This is a genomic window from uncultured Granulicatella sp. (assembly GCF_963528195.1).
GTDB lineage: Bacteria > Bacillota > Bacilli > Lactobacillales > Aerococcaceae > Granulicatella.
On the sequence record NZ_CAURVN010000027.1, the window covers coordinates 1 to 16,984 of the forward strand.

Sequence of the window (16,984 nt, forward strand, 5' to 3'; positions counted from 1 at the left end):
AAAAACACCCCAAAAGTTAGATTTTTCATGTCTAACTTTTGGGGTGCAGTACATTATGTGTCTTTTTTTGTTAAGAACATTAGATTCTCAAACTTTTTCAAACAAAATAATTGAATTATAAAAGCTAAAAATAGTATGATAGTTAAAACATTCTTTATTAAAAAGTGAAGAGTATTTTCAGGAGGAAGTACATGAATCAATATACGAAATATATTTTAAAACGGATTTTCTACATGATTGTTACATTGTTTTTAATTGCGACAATCACGTTTTTCTTAATGAAATTATTACCAGGTTCGCCTTATGCGAATGAAGAAAATTTAACAGATGCTCAATTACAAATTATGAATGCAAAATATGGGTTGGATAAACCAGTTTGGATGCAATATTTCATTTATTTAGGTGGTTTAGTTCGATTAGATTTAGGAATGTCTTTCCAATATAATTCAACGGTCTTAAATTTATTATCTAGCCGTGTAGGCCCATCGTTTCAAATTGGTTTACAAGCATTAATTTTCGGGATGGGAATGGGAACATTGCTTGGACTAGTGGCAGCGATGAAACAAAATACAATTGTGGATACTGGAGCAACTTTCTTTGCAATTATTGGACGTTCAGTGCCAAGTTTTGTATTTGCAGTTGTTTTACAATTAGTTTTCGGCGTTATTTTTCCGATTTTACCAATTGCATTATGGAATCAAGGGTTTATTTCTTCGATTTTACCGACTTTAGCATTATCCATTTCTCCAGTAGCAGATTCTGCTCGTTTTATTCGTACGGAAATGGTTGAAGTGTTACAGTCTGATTATATGGAATTAGCACGTGCAAAAGGTTTGAGCCGTATGGAAGTGGTCATGAAACATGGGATACGTAATGCGTTGATTCCTTTAGTGACCATTGCTGGTCCAATGTTAGTTGGTTTAATGACAGGTTCAATGGTCATTGAAAATATTTTTGCCATTCCTGGTATTGGAGAGCAATTTGTTAAATCCATTTTAACAAATGATTATCCAACGATTATGGGTGTGACAATGATGTATTCATTTTTACTTGTTGTGACCATTTTAATTGTTGATTTACTATATGGATTCATTGATCCTAGAATTCGTTTAACACAAGGAGGAGAAGCTTCATAATGACAGAAAAAGTAGCATTTAAACGTGTAGCATCGTCTTTTGAACAAGTTGAAACTATTTCACTTCCTCCTCAAAGTTTTTTACAAGATGCATGGAGACGATTGAAAAAAAATAAGGGAGCAGTTATATCATTAGGAATTGTAGTTCTCTTTATCATTCTGGCTTTATTAGCTCCTTTTATTAGTCCGCATGATCCATTGGAACAAAATGTTCAATTTGCGAATTTACCAGCTAAAATTCCTGGTATTTTTAAAGGGATGAGAGCGGGAGTAGATGCATATGCTCAAGCAGGAGTTCCTGAAGGGACTTATTACTATTTAGGAACAGATGGTTTAGGAAGAGATTTATTATCTCGAATTTTATATGGAACAAGATTATCATTATTAATTGCCTTTGCTGCTGCAATGTTTGATTTAACAGTAGGGGTATTATATGGGTTGATTTCTGGTTGGTTTGGTGGTCGTGTAGACACAGTGATGCAACGTGTTTTAGAAATTATGACGGCTATTCCAAACTTAGTTATCTTAGTGTTAATGTTGTTATTTTTACAACCAGGTGTCGGTACAATTATTTTAGCCATTGGGGTTACAAGTTGGTTAACAATGGCTCGTGTTGTTCGTGCGCAAACATTAAAATTAAAAAATTTAGAATATGTGTTAGCGTCTAAATCATTAGGACAAAGTTTTTGGAAAATTGCATTGAAACACCTATTACCAAATATTGCTGGAATTATTATTATTCAAACGATGTTTTCAATTCCTTCAGCAATTTTCTTTGAAGCATTTTTAAGTTTCTTAGGAATTGGGGTTCCAGTACCAAATGCTTCATTAGGTTCGCTCATTAATGATGGGTATAAAACATTTAGATTTTTACCACACTTAATGTGGTTCCCAGCGATTGTATTATGTATTTTAATGATTAGTTTTAATTTATTAGCAGATGGATTAAGAGATGCCTTTGATCCAAAAATGAAAGAATAGGAGAAATGTATGAGTGAAACAATTTTAAGTGTAAAAAATTTACAAGTATCCTTTCAAACATTTGATGGAAAAGTTCAAGCGGTTCGAGGGATAGATTTTGACTTGAAAAAAGGAGAAACTTTAGCGATTGTTGGTGAGTCTGGTTCAGGTAAATCTGTTACGACTAGATCCATTATGCAATTATTATCTGCCAATGCTTTAGTTGAAAATGGAGAAATTATTTTCGAACAAGAAAATATTTTAGAAAAATCAGAATCTGAAATGCAACAAATTCGTGGGAAGAAAATTGCGATGATTTTCCAAGATCCTATGACGTCATTAGATCCAACGATGAAAGTTGGTATGCAAGTGGCAGAATCGATGATCAAGCATTTAAAATTATCGAAAAAAGAAGCCTTGCAACAAGCCGTTCTATTATTAGAACAAGTCGGAATTCCAAATGCAGAAAAAAGAGTGAATGATTATCCGCATCAATTTTCTGGTGGACAAAGACAAAGAATCGTTATTGCGATTGCATTAGCATGTAATCCAGATATTTTAATTGCGGACGAACCAACGACTGCATTGGATGTAACGATTCAAGCACAAATTTTAGAATTATTAAAAGAAATTCAACAAAAGCAGGGCACTTCTATTATTTTTATTACGCATGATTTAGGGGTTGTAGCTAATGTTGCAGATAGAGTGGCTGTAATGTACGCTGGGAAGATTGTGGAATATGGACTAGTCGATGAAATTTTTTACAATCCAAGACATCCATATACTTGGGGATTATTATGCTCAATGCCTTCTTTAGAAGAGGAAGGATCCTTATATACGATTCCGGGAACACCGCCAGATTTATTAAATCCTCCAAAAGGAGATGCATTTGCTCTAAGAAGCGATTATGCATTAGATATTGATTTTGAAGAAATGCCACCAATGTTTGCTGTATCGAATACACATGCTGCAGCAACATGGTTATTAGATGAACGTGCTCCAAAAGTAGAGCCACCGGAAGAAATTCAAAAACGCTGGGCACAATTTGAAAGTAGGGGAGTGAAAAATGAGTAAACGTAAATTAGTCGAAGTTAAAGGCTTAAAGTGTTACTTTGGTTCTTCTTCGAAACAAGTTGTAAAAGCAGTTGATGATATTAGTTTTGAAATTTTTGAAGGCGAGACTTTCGGTCTTGTTGGAGAATCCGGTTCAGGAAAGTCTACGACAGGTCGTTCAATTTTGCGATTGAATGATGCAACAGACGGACAAATTTTATTTGATGGAAAAGAAATTCCGACAAAAACAAAAGACTTGAAAGATTTTAGAAAACAAGCTCAAATGATTTTCCAAGATCCATATGCTTCTTTAAATGGAAGAATGAAAGTTAGAGATATTATTGCTGAAGGAATGGATATCCACGGTATCGTTAAAACTCGCGCAGAAAGAGATGCAAAAGTAAACGAATTGTTGAAAATGGTAGGATTGAATCCAGAACATGCCAATCGTTACCCACATGAGTTTTCTGGAGGGCAACGTCAAAGAATAGGGATTGCAAGAGCTCTAGCAGTAAATCCTCGTTTTATTGTCTGTGATGAGCCAATTTCAGCATTAGATGTATCCATTCAAGCACAAATCGTTAATTTATTAAAACAATTGCAAAAAGAGCAACAATTAACGTATTTATTTATTGCGCATGATTTATCCATGGTAAAATATATTAGTGATCGTATTGCAGTGATGTATCAAGGGAAAATCGTAGAATTAGGAACTGCTGATGCTGTTTATCATCAACCATTCCATCCGTATACGAAGAGTCTATTATCAGCAATTCCTTTACCAGATCCTCAATATGAAAGAAATCGTAAAAGAGTGATTTATGAGCCAACCATTCAAAATGAACCAGAAGAAATGTTTGAAATTACTCCAGGACATTTTGTACTAACTACAAAAGAACAAGCTGAAATTTGGAAAAACAGTTTATTATAGTACTATATAAAATAAAGTGCTTTCAAAAGAAATGATAGACAATAAAGCCAAATTTGAGTAAAATAAGAGTATATCCATTAGGAGTGTAGGGAGAAATCGCTTAGACAAGGAGGACTACAAATGTCAGAGCAAGAAGTATTAGACAAAGTAATTCAATTAATTTCGGAACGTTTTAGTGTCGATGTATTAAAAATTACAAAAGATACAACATTCCAAGAAGACTTAGGTGCTGATTCATTAGATGTTGTTGAATTAGTCATGGAATTAGAAGATGCATTTGGAATTCAGATTTCTGATGAAGATGCGGAACAAATTGTTACAATTGGAGATGCTGTGAACTATATTGTTAGTCAACAAGCATAAGAAAAAAACGAGCTCAGGCTCGTTTTTTTGTATGTAAAAATTTTCTATAACTATAAAAGGTTATAATTATAACATATAGATGTAGAAAGTTCATTAAAAATAGATGAAAAAAACGTTAGAAAATGAAATAAATGTTGAAATGCATCATAAACAGTGTTAGTATCGAAACATTCATTAGTTTTTTTAACTTAGGAGGGATAATATGAATAACAAGAAATTATATACAGGATTTCTTAGCGTTACAGCTGCATTAGCATTAGCGGCATGTGGTAACAAACAACAATCTACTTCATCAGTACAAGCACCTGTTGAAGATGGATTTAAAACAGAAGTGGTAAACGAAGGTACGCCAATTAGTGGTGGGACACTAAATGTGGCACAAGTATCTAACTCACCATTTAAGGGATTATTTAACCCTGTTTTATATATCGACTCTGGTGACGGTGCAGTTGTAGATATGGCATATTCAAGCTTATTTGAATATGATGCAAACCAAAAAATCGATAATAGTAGAGGGATGGCTGATTACAAATTAGACATCGAAAATAAAACATTTACAGTGCATTTGAAAAAAGGTGACTATAAATGGTCAGACGGACAACCTTTAAACATTGATGACTATATTTTCACTTATGAAGTGATTAGTCGTAAAGATTATGAAGGGGTTCGTTTCTCTGAAGATTTTTTAAATGTTGAAGGAGTAGAAGAATTCCACGAAGGAAAAGCATCATCTATTTCAGGTTTAGAAAAAATCGATGATCAAACTGTAAAAATTCATTTAAAAGAAGTTTATCCAGCACTTGAACTTGGGGGACAAGCGATTAATGCTCTAGTAATTCCAAAACATATCTTTAAAGATATGAGCTATCAAGATATGATTACATCAGATTACTCTCGTACAACAGTTGTTGGTAGCGGTCCATTCGTAATCAAAAATATTGTACCAGGTGAATCTGTAAGCTTTGAGAAAAACCCATACTACTATAAAGGTCAACCAAAAATTGATGTAAAATTAGACGTTGTAAGTAGTGAACAAATTGTTTCAGAATTAAAAGCTGGTCACTATGATTACGTTAGTGGAATGCCTTCTGATCAATATGAAACATTTAAAGATCTTGACAATATTTCATTATTAGGATTAATGACAAACTCAATTAGTTATACTGGTTTCAATGTTGGACATTTTGATGCTGCTAAAGGGGAACACGTAATTGATCCTTCAAAGAAAATGAATGATGTTGCATTACGTAAGGCAGTTGCTTATGCAATCGATAATGATACTATCGGTAAAGATACTTACCATGGTTTATCAGTTCGTGCTAATACATTATTATCACCATTCTTTAAAGGCGTATATGTAGGAAAAGACGTTGTACCTGGATTTGAATACAACCCTGAAAAAGCAAAAGAAATCTTAAAAGAAGCTGGCTATAAAGATGTTGATGGCGATGGACTTGTAGAAGATAAAGAAGGAAAACCATTAGTGATTAACTTCTTAGCTGCTAAAGGTAGTGAAACTGCTGAAGCAGTATTACAACAATACTTGACATGGTGGAAAGAAGTTGGATTAAATGTACAATTATTAAATGGTCGTACATTAGACTTCCAAACTTATGCTGAAAAACTACAAAAATATGCTGATGACTTCGATATGTGGACAGGTGGATTTACAATCGGTTATAACCCATCTCCAGATGGATTATATGGACCTAAAGCTGCCTTCAACTTTGGTCACTTTGTAGAACCTAAACATACAGCATTATTAGAACGTATCTCTTCAAATGAAACATTTGATGAAAATGTTAAAAAACAATTATTCTTAGAATGGCAACAATACGTTCAAGAAAACCCATTTGCAATTCCTCGTTTCAATACATTTGAATTAACAGCTGTTAATAAACGTGTTAAGAAAGTTAATATCACTCCAGATAAAGCAACTGGATGGGAAGAAATTGAGTTAGTAGCTGATAAAGGTGTCGCTTCTAAATAATCTTCATCTTGAATGAATTTAATCGTATATAAAGCAAACATCCCAAATGGGATGTTTGTTTTTTTATACATTTTTATCGTAGCAGCGAATTTTTTCACTGTTTTTTTCGTATATAAAGATTGGAGGGGTGGTTATGGAAGAAAAGGGTAGAATTCAAGTTAGATTTCAGTCACAAAGAGATTCTAGACTGGAAAAGATGGGAGAAGTATTGCCTGGGTTCAATACAGAAAAAGGGAACTTCATTTGCAATCGTTGTGGTAATCAAAATATGGAAGACTTTGCAGTAGGACCATGTATTATATGCAATAAAAAGTGTCATTATTGTTTAAAATGCTTGAATATGGGGAAAGTTAAAGAATGTTGCGTATTAGTTGCTGTTGAGGAGAAAACTCCGGCGTTTTCACCACATTCTGTTCAGTTATATTATAAGCATACGATGTCTAAAGAACAGGAAAAACTCTCGCAAGAATTAGTAAAAGTCACGGATAAGGAACATTTAGTATGGGCTGTTACTGGAGCAGGAAAAACCGAAATGATTTTTGAATTAATATGTACAGTTTTAGAAGCAGGAGGAAGAGTTGGATTAGCAGCTCCAAGAATAGATGTCTGTAATGAATTAGCTCCTAGAATAAAAGAAGCCTTTCCTTTAGAAGAGGTGATTGTTTTACATGGATTAACGGATATGGCATATAAAAGAACACCAATTACTATTGCAACGACTCATCAAATGTTAAGATTTTATCATGCATTTGATGTAATAATTGTAGATGAGGTAGATGCCTTTCCTTATTCCAATAGTGACATGTTACAATTTGCCGTCCATCGTGCAGTTAAACCAACGGGAAGGTTAGTCTTTATGACAGCAACGCCTTCAAAGTTGGAATTGTACAAAATTCAACATCATCAACTATCGTATTCCTTATTACCGGCAAGATTCCATCAGCAACCTCTTATTGTACCTCTGTTTAAGGAATTACGAAATTGGGATAGAGCTTTAGAAAAGAAAAAAATTCCGCAAGAGTTGAATCTCTGGATGAAGAAGCGACTCGATGAAAAAACTCCGTTTTTAGTATTTGTATCAACGATTGGGCAAATTCCAACAGTGGAAGAAATGATGAGGCGATCTTTTCCAAATGCAAGATTTTCTAGCGTTTCCTCTCAAGAGGAACAGCGACAAGAAAGGATACAATTAATGAGAGGTGGAAAGTTAGATTTTCTAATTACAACAACGATTCTTGAAAGAGGCGTTACTTTTTATGGAATTGATGTTGCCGTAATAGAAGCTCAAGAAGAAATTTTTACAAGGGAAGTTTTAGTACAAATTGCAGGAAGAGTAGGCAGAAGTGTCGATCATCCAGGGGGAGAAGTTGTTTATTTTTATGAAGGAATAAGTCGTGCAATGAAACAAGCTAAGAAAGAAATCGAATCATTGAATGAAGAAGCTAGAAAAAGAGGATTAATTGAAGGTGACTAAAATGCGTTGTGTATGGTGTGGAAATGATGTAACAGCAGATTCAGGAATTAGTTCTTTATTTCTATGGAATTCAAGACCGATTTGTAGGGAGTGTCAACAGTTGTTTCACTCGTTAGGAAAGGAATCAATTTGTCCGGGATGTGGGCGCTTAATGGAGGATGCGACACTCTGTTATGACTGTATTCGTTGGAAAGAGATAGATTCTTATTTTCCTATGAATCAAGCATTATATGTTTATGATGAACAGGCAAAAGAATTTATGGAACGATATAAATTTATAGGAGATTGTGCTGTAGCCTTTTTAATACAAGAAGATTTAAAAAAGACATTGAAGAGATATTTAAAGCAAGGGTATACGATTTGTCCACTCCCAACGTCTAAACAAAGTTTAGAAAAAAGAGAATTTGAATCGGTTGAATATCTTTTAGAACTCTCAAAACTTCCATATCAGCAACTCTTTCAACATATTGGAAAAGGAAAAAAACAATCTGAAAAGACAAGAGAAGAGAGAATGAAACTCCAACAACCTTTTGTATTGAAAGAAGAGATACCGTTACCCAATAAAATTTTATTGTTTGATGATATTTATACGACTGGGAAAACCATTCGACTAGCTGCTAAGTTATTACAGGATAAAGGGATAGAAGACGTTAAATTATTTACGGTGTTTCGATAATATGATGAAATAAAAAAGGAATTAAGTCATTAAAGTTACTTAATTCCTTTTAAACTTTAATATAGATACTGTTTAAAATTTTGATAAAACAGTTAAAGAAATAATTACCCCGAAAACAAAAGCAAATGAAAAAAGGGATGTAATCAATTGGGTAAGAATAAAAAATTGTAAGCTCTTTGGGATTCCAATAATCAAAACAAGAAGGAGAAATCCTATAAAAAGATAGATTCCAACTGTTATCATACGAGATTTCAGTATATTAGTTTTGATTGATTGAGTAATGACTAAAATTGTTAATACAATATTCAAGATAAATAGAATGAATATTCCTAAAAAAGCAGTATGATTATTTCTTAAAATATTAGGATAAAATATATTAATCATTTGGATATTGAAAAAAGGTAGTAATAAATATAATAACAAACTAGTAGAAGCAATAATTCTTTTTAACATAATAACCCTCCGTTCAATTTTAATGATTCCAATGAATTTAGTTGAATTTTTCACCTATATTATACTGTGTTTAATGAAGTATTTATATAGGGGTTATGAATTATTTAGGAAATATACAAAAAAATCAGCAGAAGCAGTTATCTGCTTGAGTTGATTGGTATTATTTTTTGAATAAAATGTATTCTTCAAAAATTAAAATCGAGTTGTCACGTAATGATCAAGAGCGATTAGAGCATTGGCTACATCTTCAGCAGTATATTGAACGACCATTTGATGGATTGTTTCGCCATCTTGTGTAGCTAAACGACCGATTTTTAGTAAATCTTCATATGGTACAGTATCTAATTTTACTTCTTTTAATGTAGTTGGTAAGCCTAATTCTTTGTAGAATGTAATATATTTATCTAATTCTTCTTTAGGACGATTTTCTAATAAAAGTTGTGTTAATGTACCATAAGCTACTTTTTCACCATGAGTTAGAGAATGGATATCTCCATGTAATGCTGTAAATCCATTATGGATGGCGTGAGCAGCAGCTAAACCAGCAGATTCAAAACCAATTCCACTTAATAATGTGTTTGCTTCAACAACAGCTTCTAAAGCAGGAGTTACTACTTTTGCATTTGCTGCAGCTAATGCTTGAAGACCATTTTCAAATAAAGTAGATTCGCAAGCACGAGCAATAGCTTCTGAAGCGATTGTTGGAGTATCTCCTACCATTGTTTTTCCTTGAGCTTCGATCACTGCACGAGCTTCAACCCAAGTGGCAAGAGCATCTGCAATTCCTGAAACTAGTAAACGAACAGGAGAATGAGCGATAACATTTGTATCAATTAAAACTAATTCTGGATTTTTTGTATAGAAACGATAACGTTCAAATACTCCTTCTGGAGAATAAATAACAGATAAAGCAGAAGTTGGGGCATCTGTAGAAGCAACTGTTGGTAAAATAGCTACAGGACATTGACAGTCATCTGCGATTGCTTTAGCAGTGTCAATTGTTTTACCACCACCTAAACCAACAACGACAGTTAATTCATGTTCTTTAACAATTTCAGCTACACGACTAACTTCTTTGTTCGAAGCTTCACCATTGAAGCTTTCATGATAAACAGTTGCTCCAGCAGCAACTAAATTTTCTTCTAATTCTTTTCCGACTAAATCATAAACGATTGGGTCACATAGAAGAAGTAGTCGATTTCCTAAAGCTAAAACATGGGAAAGACCTGTTTTAAACACATCTTTTCCTTGAACATAACGAGAAGGACTCGCAAAAACTTTTTCCATAAAACAACACTCCTTTGTGTTATAAGATATCTTTAATGTAATACTGAAAACGGTTTCTGTCAATAGAAGTAATCAGTTTATTTCTTATTTTACAATGAATTTATACGAGTATTGAGAAAAAGTTAACAAAATAAATCATGTATTTTTTTAAAAACTAAATGTTATTTCGACTAATTTTTCTATATTTTTAAAAATGTTCAAATAAATGTTTATGATTCTTTAAAGATGTTTGAAAACGGTTGTAAAAAAATAGAAAAAGGTTTATAATTTAAGCATAGAAAGAAATCAAAAGAAGGGATTCTTAAGAGTGGTCCTTAAGAGATTTCTTCAGTCTGGCAAAGCCAGATGAAAGGGGAGATTATTATGTTCAAATATAATATTCGCGGAGAAAACATTGAAGTTACAGAAGCAATTCGTAACTATGCGGAAAAGAAACTTTCAAAATTAGAAAAATACTTCGGTGATGTTGCAAATGCAACCGTACATGTTAACTTGAAAGTATATTCTGAAAAAACAGCAAAAGTTGAAGTAACAATTCCTCTTCCTTACTTAGTCTTACGTGCAGAAGAAACTTCTGGAGACCTTTATGGTAGTATCGACTTAGTGATTGATAAATTAGAAAGACAAGTTCGTAAATATAAAACAAAAATTAATCGTAAATCTCGTGAAAAAGGATTTGATATTCCTGTTGCACCAGTTGTACCAGAACCAGTTGACGAAGATGAATCAGTATTAGAAATTGTTCGTACAAAACGAGTAGATTTAAAACCAATGGATAGTGAAGAAGCAGTTTTACAAATGAATATGTTAGGACATAATTTCTTTATCTATCAAGATGCTGAAACAAATGAAACTCATATTGTATATCGTCGTAAAGATGGAAAATATGGCTTAATTGAAACAAATGCATAAAAAATACCTTCTTTTTAAGGCAGAGTTGGAAAAATTTTTCCAACTCTGCCTTTTTTTCTTTTCTATTTTGAATAATGATGGTAAAATGAATAAGATGCAATTGGTATACTCATTTGCAAGAGAGATGATTAGGAAAGAATAAAATAAAGGAGTCATAGAATGGCAAATTTTTTAAAGCAATTAGTTGAAAATAACAAACGCGAAGTTCGTAAACTTGAAAAATTAGCGGATAAAGTAATTAGTTTGGAAAGTAAAATGGAAGCATTAAGTGATGCAGACTTTCCAGTAAAAACAGAAGAATTTAAAGCAAGATATGCTTCAGGAGAATCATTAGATAAATTATTACCAGAAGCATTCGCTTTAGTACGTGAGGGTGCTAAACGTGTACTAGGTTTATTCCCGTATAAAGTTCAAATTATGGGAGGAATTACTCTACATAATGGGAATATTGCAGAGATGCGTACAGGGGAAGGTAAAACTTTAACAGCAACAATGCCTGTATATTTAAATGCACTTTCAGGTGATGGTGTACACGTAGTAACGGTTAATGAATACTTATCTACACGTGACGCAAAAGAAATGGGTGAATTATATAATTTCCTAGGATTAAGTGTAGGGGTAAACTTAACTGGACAATCACCAGAAGAAAAACGCGCAGCTTATTACGCAGATATCACATATAGTACAAACAGTGAATTAGGATTTGACTACTTACGTGATAACATGGTGGTGTATAAATCACAAATGGTACAACGTCCATTAAACTATGCGGTAGTTGACGAAACAGACTCAATTTTAATTGACGAAGCTCGTACACCATTGATTATTTCAGGTCAAGCTGAAAAATCTACAGTTTTATACCAACGTGCAGATTTCTTTGTTAAAGCATTGAAAGAAGATGAAGACTACACGATTGATCTAACTTCTAAATCTATTTCATTAACAGATGAAGGGATTAATAAAGCGGAACAAACTTTCCGTTTACCAAACTTATATGATATAGATAATTCAGCGTTAGTTCACCACATTGACCAAGCATTACGTGCAAACTACATTATGATTCGAGATATTGATTATGTAGTAGATGAAGGGCAAGTAAAAATCGTAGATGGATTTACAGGTCGTATTATGGAAGGTCGTCGTTATTCAGATGGTTTACACCAAGCGATTGAAGCTAAAGAAGGTGTAGAAGTTGAAAATGAATCTAAAACAATGGCGACAATTACTTACCAAAACTTCTTCCGTATGTATCGTAAATTATCTGGTATGACAGGGACAGCTAAAACAGAAGAAGAAGAATTCCGTGAAATTTATAATATGAATGTTATTAGTATTCCAACGAACCGTCCAATTCAACGTATCGATGCTCATGATGTAATTTATCCATCATTGAAGAGTAAATTTAAAGCAGTCATTCGTGATATTAAAGAACGTCATGAAAAAGGACAACCAATTCTTGTTGGTACAGTAGCAGTTGAAACAAGTGAGTTAATCTCACAAATGTTACATCAAGAAGGAATTCCTCACGAAGTATTAAATGCTAAAAACCACTTTAAAGAAGCAGAAATCGTTATGATGGCTGGACAACGTGGTGCCGTTACAATTGCAACAAACATGGCAGGTCGTGGTACAGACATTAAGTTAGGTAAAGGTGTTAAAGAATTAGGTGGTTTATGTGTTATCGGAACAGAACGTCATGAAAGTCGTCGTATCGATAATCAGTTACGTGGACGTTCTGGACGTCAAGGAGATCCAGGTGCGACTCAATTCTACTTATCATTAGAAGATGACTTAATGAAACGTTTCGGTGGAGAAAGAATGCAAGCAATCTGGGAAAGATTAAATATTGACGAAAATGGAGATGACAACTTCATCCAAAGTAAAATGTTATCTCGTCAAGTAGAGTCTTCTCAAAAACGTGTAGAAGGAAATAACTATGATACACGTAAAAACGTATTACAATATGACGAAGTCATGCGTGAACAACGTGAAATCATTTATTCACAAAGATTACAAATTATTAATGAAGAAAATTCATTAGAAAAAGTAACAAAATCAATGATTCGTAGAACAATTCACCGTATGGTAGAAAATCATACATTAGGTGAAAAGAAAACTTGGGATTTAGAAAGCTTAGTAGATTTCGCAGCTAATGCAATTTGTCATCCAGATGATATTTCATTATCTGACTTAAAAGGAAAAACTCCTTCAGAAATCGAAGGTCTATTGAATGAGAAAGCAATGGAAATTTACAAAGAAAAACAAGAGCAATTAAATGGGGATTCTCAAATGCTTGAGTTTGAAAAAGTTGTTATTTTACGAGTAGTTGACCGTAAATGGACGGATCATATCGATGATATGGATCAATTACGTGAGGGTGTAGGTTTACGTGGATATGCACAAATCGACCCATTAACAGAATATCAAACAGAAGGTTTCAATCGTTTCCAACAAATGATTGCGGCTATTGATTATGATGTGACTCGTATCTTGATGAAATCTCAAATTCGTCAAAACTTACAACGTGAACAAGTGCAAGGTGCTAGAAGTGTGATTGCTCAAGGGCATGATCGTCCAACTGAAGAACCAGAACAAGCATAATAAGAAGTAGGCTGGGCAAAAGTCCAGCCTACCTTTTTACAATGAGATAGGAGAATGGTATGGAAATTAGTGAAATCAGAAATTCATTAGAAAAAATGAGTACGCAAATGACAAGTTATAGGGGGTCTCTTTGACTTAGATCATTTAGAAGAAGACATTGCTTCTTATGAGCAACAAATGTCTGAACCTGGATTTTGGGATGATAATGAAAAAGCACAAATGGTCATTCAAAAAAGTAATGAATTAAAAGCTGTATATGATACATTTCATCAATTAGAATTGCAAGTAGAAGAAGTGGAACTATTATTTGAAATGTATAAGGAAGATCCCGAAGAAGAAATTCATGATGAATTAGTGGAACGTGTTTATAGTGTAGAAAAAGAACTAGAAAAATATGAATTGAGTATGTTACTAAGTGGTCCTCATGATAAATGTAGTGCGATTTTAGAAATTCATCCAGGAGCTGGTGGGACAGAATCACAAGACTGGGGTAGTATGTTGTTAAGAATGTATACAAGATGGGCTGAACAACATGGATATCGCATCGAAACAGTCGATTATCAAGATGGAGAAGAAGCAGGTATTAAATCTGTGACTTTATCTATTGAAGGATTAAATGCTTATGGTTATTTAAAGAGCGAAAAAGGGGTGCATCGTTTAGTGAGAATTTCTCCATTTGATGCTGCCGGAAAACGCCATACTTCGTTTTGTTCCATTGATATTATGCCTCAATTAGAAGGCGATATTGATATTGAAATTAATCCAGATGATTTGAAAATTGATGTATATCGTGCGAGTGGTGCTGGTGGGCAACATATTAATAAAACTTCATCAGCTGTTCGTATTACACATATTCCGACTGGGATTGTAACGCAAAGTCAGGCGCAGCGTTCGCAATTTAAAAATAAGGATCAAGCGATGGCGATGTTAAAAACAAAATTATATCAATTAGAAGAAGAGAAGAAAGCAGCTGAATTAGCTGAAATTCGTGGCGAACAAAAAGATATTGCTTGGGGTTCTCAAATTCGGAATTATGTTTTCCATCCGTATTCATTAGTGAAGGATTTGCGTTCTGGTCATGAGACAGGAAATATTGGTGCTGTCATCGATGGAGATTTAGATCCATTTATGGATGCGTACTTAAAATGGACACTATCCGGCGAAGTAGAATAAAAATTGACTTTTTGAAATAGTAGCAGGAGGACGCCAGCAAACCTTCGGTTTCATGGCTAAACTTTGAGCCTGGGTCTCAAAGTTTCTAGAGGACGCCAGTAGCTTCGTAAGTGAATCTCATGGCTAATACTACTAAGAATAATGATTAAAATAAAGTTGTTTGGGGTTATATCTAAACAACTTTATTTTTTCGGAAAAAAGTACGGAAAAATAGAAAAAATAATTGTCTTAAAAGGATGAAAGCAGTAAAATAAAAATAAGATAAAAAAGGGGGTTTTTGGGAATGCAATATGCAGTTAGTGAACTTCGTGGATTATTGGATACAATGGATATGATTGAAGAATTAATTCAATCGTATGAGAGCTTGGAAAAATATCAAAGGAATCAGGATATTCATATTATTCGATTTGAGTTTATGGATAAGTATATGAGGTCTCAAAGTTCATTGATGATTTATCAGTATTTTATGAATCATTTGGACGAGTTAACTCCTAATGAACAAAGGAAAATTCAAAAAATTTCCGATTATTATTTAAAAGATAAATATGCTGAGAAATTTTTCGGGAAAAGTTATAACGTAGTACAAGATGAATTAAAAGACAAATGGAAGGAGTCTTTAAATTCAAATCAATTCGAGGTATCGTTCGAGCAAGATTTAGATCGTCTCAGATTGTTTTATTCAAATTATTTTGTAGAAAAATTTCAACTTCAATCTCCTAAATATAAAGATTTTTTAACGAATATGTATGGCGAGGAATTTGTATACTCGTGTTGTGGACAATTAAAAAAATATCGAGAAAAAATCATCCGTTTTTATCAATCCTATCTTTTATCTCAAACAATTCCAACAAATGCAAGTGTCTCTGATTTGAGAATTACAGAGCAACAAGCGTTTTATTTCTTTAATTTCTTTTTAAATCAATTTAGTAGTTTAATCCATTCTTATAACGTTAAAGTAGAATTTACTCAAAAAGCAAAGATTATCAAAATCAATCAAAAATTCCTTATTAATTTATCCCCATATCACTCTTTTTCAGTTTCTTTATTTGAATTTTTAACCTTATTAGGTGAAGTTTATTCTAAAATTTTAGAAAAACCGTTAAAAAATGAAAAAACAGAAGAATCTAAAAGTTACGAAAAGCAAGCTTTTAGTTGTTATGCTACTCTCATCCCCATTATTTCTATTGATTTTTCTAAGATGATTGAAAAATTTTTTGTGGGAATAGGGAGTGCTGAAGAAATTTATAATATTTTATTAAAAAATTATTTAGCAATTAGAAGAAATCCTATCTCATTATCCAATATTAATGTCTTCCAATTGTTTTTAATTGATATGATAGGGTATGAATTGGAGGAAAAGTGGATTGATGGAGAAATTACTTCAAGAGAATTGCTAATAAAATGGCAGGAATTAATAGTTGAATATTTTGGTAAGACTTCTTTTAATGTGTTAGAAATTAAATTGAGAATAGTTCAACACCTGTTAGAAGGAGTAGGGATTTCATTAGTAAGAATTGGAATTATATTAACTGCCTTTGAACGAGGGATGTTAAATGATCATTATGATCATCCTTTTAAACCATTATTAAATCATTTTAGAAATCAAACTTTATCTTCGTTTTGTGTGGATGAAAAGTTTTTATCTCCTCATCTAATAAAAGAGGAGAACTTGCAATATTTATTATTATATCTGACACAACTTTATCATCAAGTTTCAGTATAGTAGAGTAACCTCGCAGTGTTAAATTGACATATTTTTGTAATATGCTGTCAATAGAATGTCATCTGAAAAATGGTATAATGGATAAGACATATACTATGATTAGAGAAAGCTGGTGAGCAAATGATTGAAATGATGAATGTTTCAAAGAAATATGGAAAAGGTATTTTAGCCGTTAATAATTTATCTGTAAGAATTCAAGACGGAGAATTTGTATATGTTGTAGGCCCATCAGGTGCAGGAAAATCTACATTTA

The 16,984-nt window shown here is 32.9% G+C and carries 15 protein-coding genes; 13 read left to right on the forward strand and 2 right to left on the reverse strand.

Going from position 1 to position 16,984, the window contains the following annotated elements; translation table 11 throughout:
• Positions 1-191 precede the first annotated feature (191 nt).
• The 8 genes from RWR88_RS06650 to RWR88_RS06685 all read left to right on the forward strand — a co-directional run bounded on the left by RWR88_RS06650 (position 192) and on the right by RWR88_RS06685 (position 8,582).
• Complete coding sequence (locus tag RWR88_RS06650; RefSeq protein WP_314451325.1) at positions 192-1,136, forward strand: ABC transporter permease; 945 nt, start codon at positions 192-194, stop codon at positions 1,134-1,136.
• On the forward strand, positions 1,136-2,116 hold the full coding sequence (locus tag RWR88_RS06655) for an ABC transporter permease (protein WP_314451327.1): 981 nt from the start codon (positions 1,136-1,138) through the stop codon (positions 2,114-2,116). The genes RWR88_RS06650 and RWR88_RS06655 overlap by 1 nt, the downstream gene beginning before the upstream one ends.
• Positions 2,117-2,125: 9 nt before the next feature.
• The gene (locus RWR88_RS06660) at positions 2,126-3,169 is read left to right on the forward strand and encodes an ABC transporter ATP-binding protein (protein WP_314451329.1); all 1,044 of its coding nucleotides are present in this window, start codon (positions 2,126-2,128) and stop codon (positions 3,167-3,169) included.
• Positions 3,162-4,079, forward strand: coding sequence for an ATP-binding cassette domain-containing protein (locus RWR88_RS06665; RefSeq protein ID WP_314451331.1), 918 nt, complete (start codon positions 3,162-3,164; stop codon positions 4,077-4,079). The genes RWR88_RS06660 and RWR88_RS06665 overlap by 8 nt, the downstream gene beginning before the upstream one ends.
• A 120-nt stretch (positions 4,080-4,199) precedes the next feature.
• Positions 4,200-4,442 (forward strand): acyl carrier protein, encoded by a 243-nt coding sequence (gene acpP, locus RWR88_RS06670; RefSeq protein WP_006703534.1) that lies wholly within the window; start codon positions 4,200-4,202, stop codon positions 4,440-4,442.
• A 202-nt stretch (positions 4,443-4,644) separates the two neighbouring features.
• On the forward strand, positions 4,645-6,432 hold the full coding sequence (locus RWR88_RS06675; protein WP_314077002.1) for an oligopeptide ABC transporter substrate-binding protein: 1,788 nt from the start codon (positions 4,645-4,647) through the stop codon (positions 6,430-6,432).
• A 133-nt stretch (positions 6,433-6,565) separates the two neighbouring features.
• Positions 6,566-7,906, forward strand: a complete 1,341-nt coding sequence (locus tag RWR88_RS06680; protein ID WP_314451333.1) for a helicase-related protein — start codon at positions 6,566-6,568, stop codon at positions 7,904-7,906.
• Between the two features lies 1 nt (position 7,907).
• Positions 7,908-8,582, forward strand: a complete 675-nt coding sequence (locus tag RWR88_RS06685; protein WP_314451335.1) for a hypothetical protein — start codon at positions 7,908-7,910, stop codon at positions 8,580-8,582.
• Positions 8,583-8,654: 72 nt separating this feature from the next.
• Here RWR88_RS06685 and RWR88_RS06690 read toward each other — a convergent pair whose 3' ends face one another.
• Positions 8,655-9,035, reverse strand: coding sequence for a hypothetical protein (locus tag RWR88_RS06690; RefSeq protein ID WP_314451337.1), 381 nt, complete (start codon positions 9,033-9,035; stop codon positions 8,655-8,657).
• 192 nt (positions 9,036-9,227) lie between these two features.
• Entirely contained in the window at positions 9,228-10,322 is a 1,095-nt protein-coding gene (locus RWR88_RS06695) for a glycerol dehydrogenase (protein WP_314451339.1), read from the reverse strand.
• Positions 10,323-10,685: 363 nt separating this feature from the next.
• Here RWR88_RS06695 and raiA point away from each other — a divergent pair, with 363 nt between their 5' ends.
• The 5 genes from raiA to RWR88_RS06720 all read left to right on the forward strand — a co-directional run.
• On the forward strand, positions 10,686-11,234 hold the full coding sequence (gene raiA / locus RWR88_RS06700; RefSeq protein WP_314256196.1) for a ribosome hibernation-promoting factor, HPF/YfiA family: 549 nt from the start codon (positions 10,686-10,688) through the stop codon (positions 11,232-11,234).
• 159 nt (positions 11,235-11,393) lie between these two features.
• Positions 11,394-13,835 carry a preprotein translocase subunit SecA gene (secA, locus tag RWR88_RS06705; protein WP_314451341.1) on the forward strand — a complete coding sequence of 814 codons (2,442 nt, stop codon included), beginning with the start codon at positions 11,394-11,396 and terminating at the stop codon, positions 13,833-13,835.
• A gap of 59 nt (positions 13,836-13,894) precedes the next feature.
• Positions 13,895-15,008 (forward strand): peptide chain release factor 2 gene (prfB, locus tag RWR88_RS06710; protein WP_314451343.1). Its coding sequence is split into 2 segments (ribosomal slippage): positions 13,895-13,951 and positions 13,953-15,008, totalling 1,113 coding nucleotides; the frame shifts between segments, so codons are not numbered across the junction.
• 283 nt (positions 15,009-15,291) lie between these two features.
• Entirely contained in the window at positions 15,292-16,731 is a 1,440-nt protein-coding gene (locus RWR88_RS06715) for a hypothetical protein (RefSeq protein WP_314451345.1), read from the forward strand.
• A gap of 120 nt (positions 16,732-16,851) precedes the next feature.
• Positions 16,852-16,984 (forward strand): ATP-binding cassette domain-containing protein (locus RWR88_RS06720; RefSeq protein ID WP_314451347.1); only part of this gene is annotated, 133 nt, incomplete at its 3' end.

What these genes read in the sequence shown, in the direction of transcription:
- RWR88_RS06715 (WP_314451345.1), top strand. Translation starts at nt 15,292, where the DNA reads ATGCAATATGCAGTTAGTGAACTTCGTGGATTATTGGATACAATGGAT.
- RWR88_RS06675 (WP_314077002.1), top strand. Translation starts at nt 4,645, where the DNA reads ATGAATAACAAGAAATTATATACAGGATTTCTTAGCGTTACAGCTGCA.
- RWR88_RS06660 (WP_314451329.1), top strand. Translation starts at nt 2,126, where the DNA reads ATGAGTGAAACAATTTTAAGTGTAAAAAATTTACAAGTATCCTTTCAA.
- acpP (WP_006703534.1), top strand. Translation starts at nt 4,200, where the DNA reads ATGTCAGAGCAAGAAGTATTAGACAAAGTAATTCAATTAATTTCGGAA.
- RWR88_RS06695 (WP_314451339.1), bottom strand. Translation starts at nt 10,322, where the DNA reads ATGGAAAAAGTTTTTGCGAGTCCTTCTCGTTATGTTCAAGGAAAAGAT.
- RWR88_RS06650 (WP_314451325.1), top strand. Translation starts at nt 192, where the DNA reads ATGAATCAATATACGAAATATATTTTAAAACGGATTTTCTACATGATT.
- raiA (WP_314256196.1), top strand. Translation starts at nt 10,686, where the DNA reads ATGTTCAAATATAATATTCGCGGAGAAAACATTGAAGTTACAGAAGCA.
- secA (WP_314451341.1), top strand. Translation starts at nt 11,394, where the DNA reads ATGGCAAATTTTTTAAAGCAATTAGTTGAAAATAACAAACGCGAAGTT.
- RWR88_RS06685 (WP_314451335.1), top strand. Translation starts at nt 7,908, where the DNA reads ATGCGTTGTGTATGGTGTGGAAATGATGTAACAGCAGATTCAGGAATT.
- RWR88_RS06655 (WP_314451327.1), top strand. Translation starts at nt 1,136, where the DNA reads ATGACAGAAAAAGTAGCATTTAAACGTGTAGCATCGTCTTTTGAACAA.
- RWR88_RS06680 (WP_314451333.1), top strand. Translation starts at nt 6,566, where the DNA reads ATGGAAGAAAAGGGTAGAATTCAAGTTAGATTTCAGTCACAAAGAGAT.
- RWR88_RS06690 (WP_314451337.1), bottom strand. Translation starts at nt 9,035, where the DNA reads ATGTTAAAAAGAATTATTGCTTCTACTAGTTTGTTATTATATTTATTA.
- RWR88_RS06665 (WP_314451331.1), top strand. Translation starts at nt 3,162, where the DNA reads ATGAGTAAACGTAAATTAGTCGAAGTTAAAGGCTTAAAGTGTTACTTT.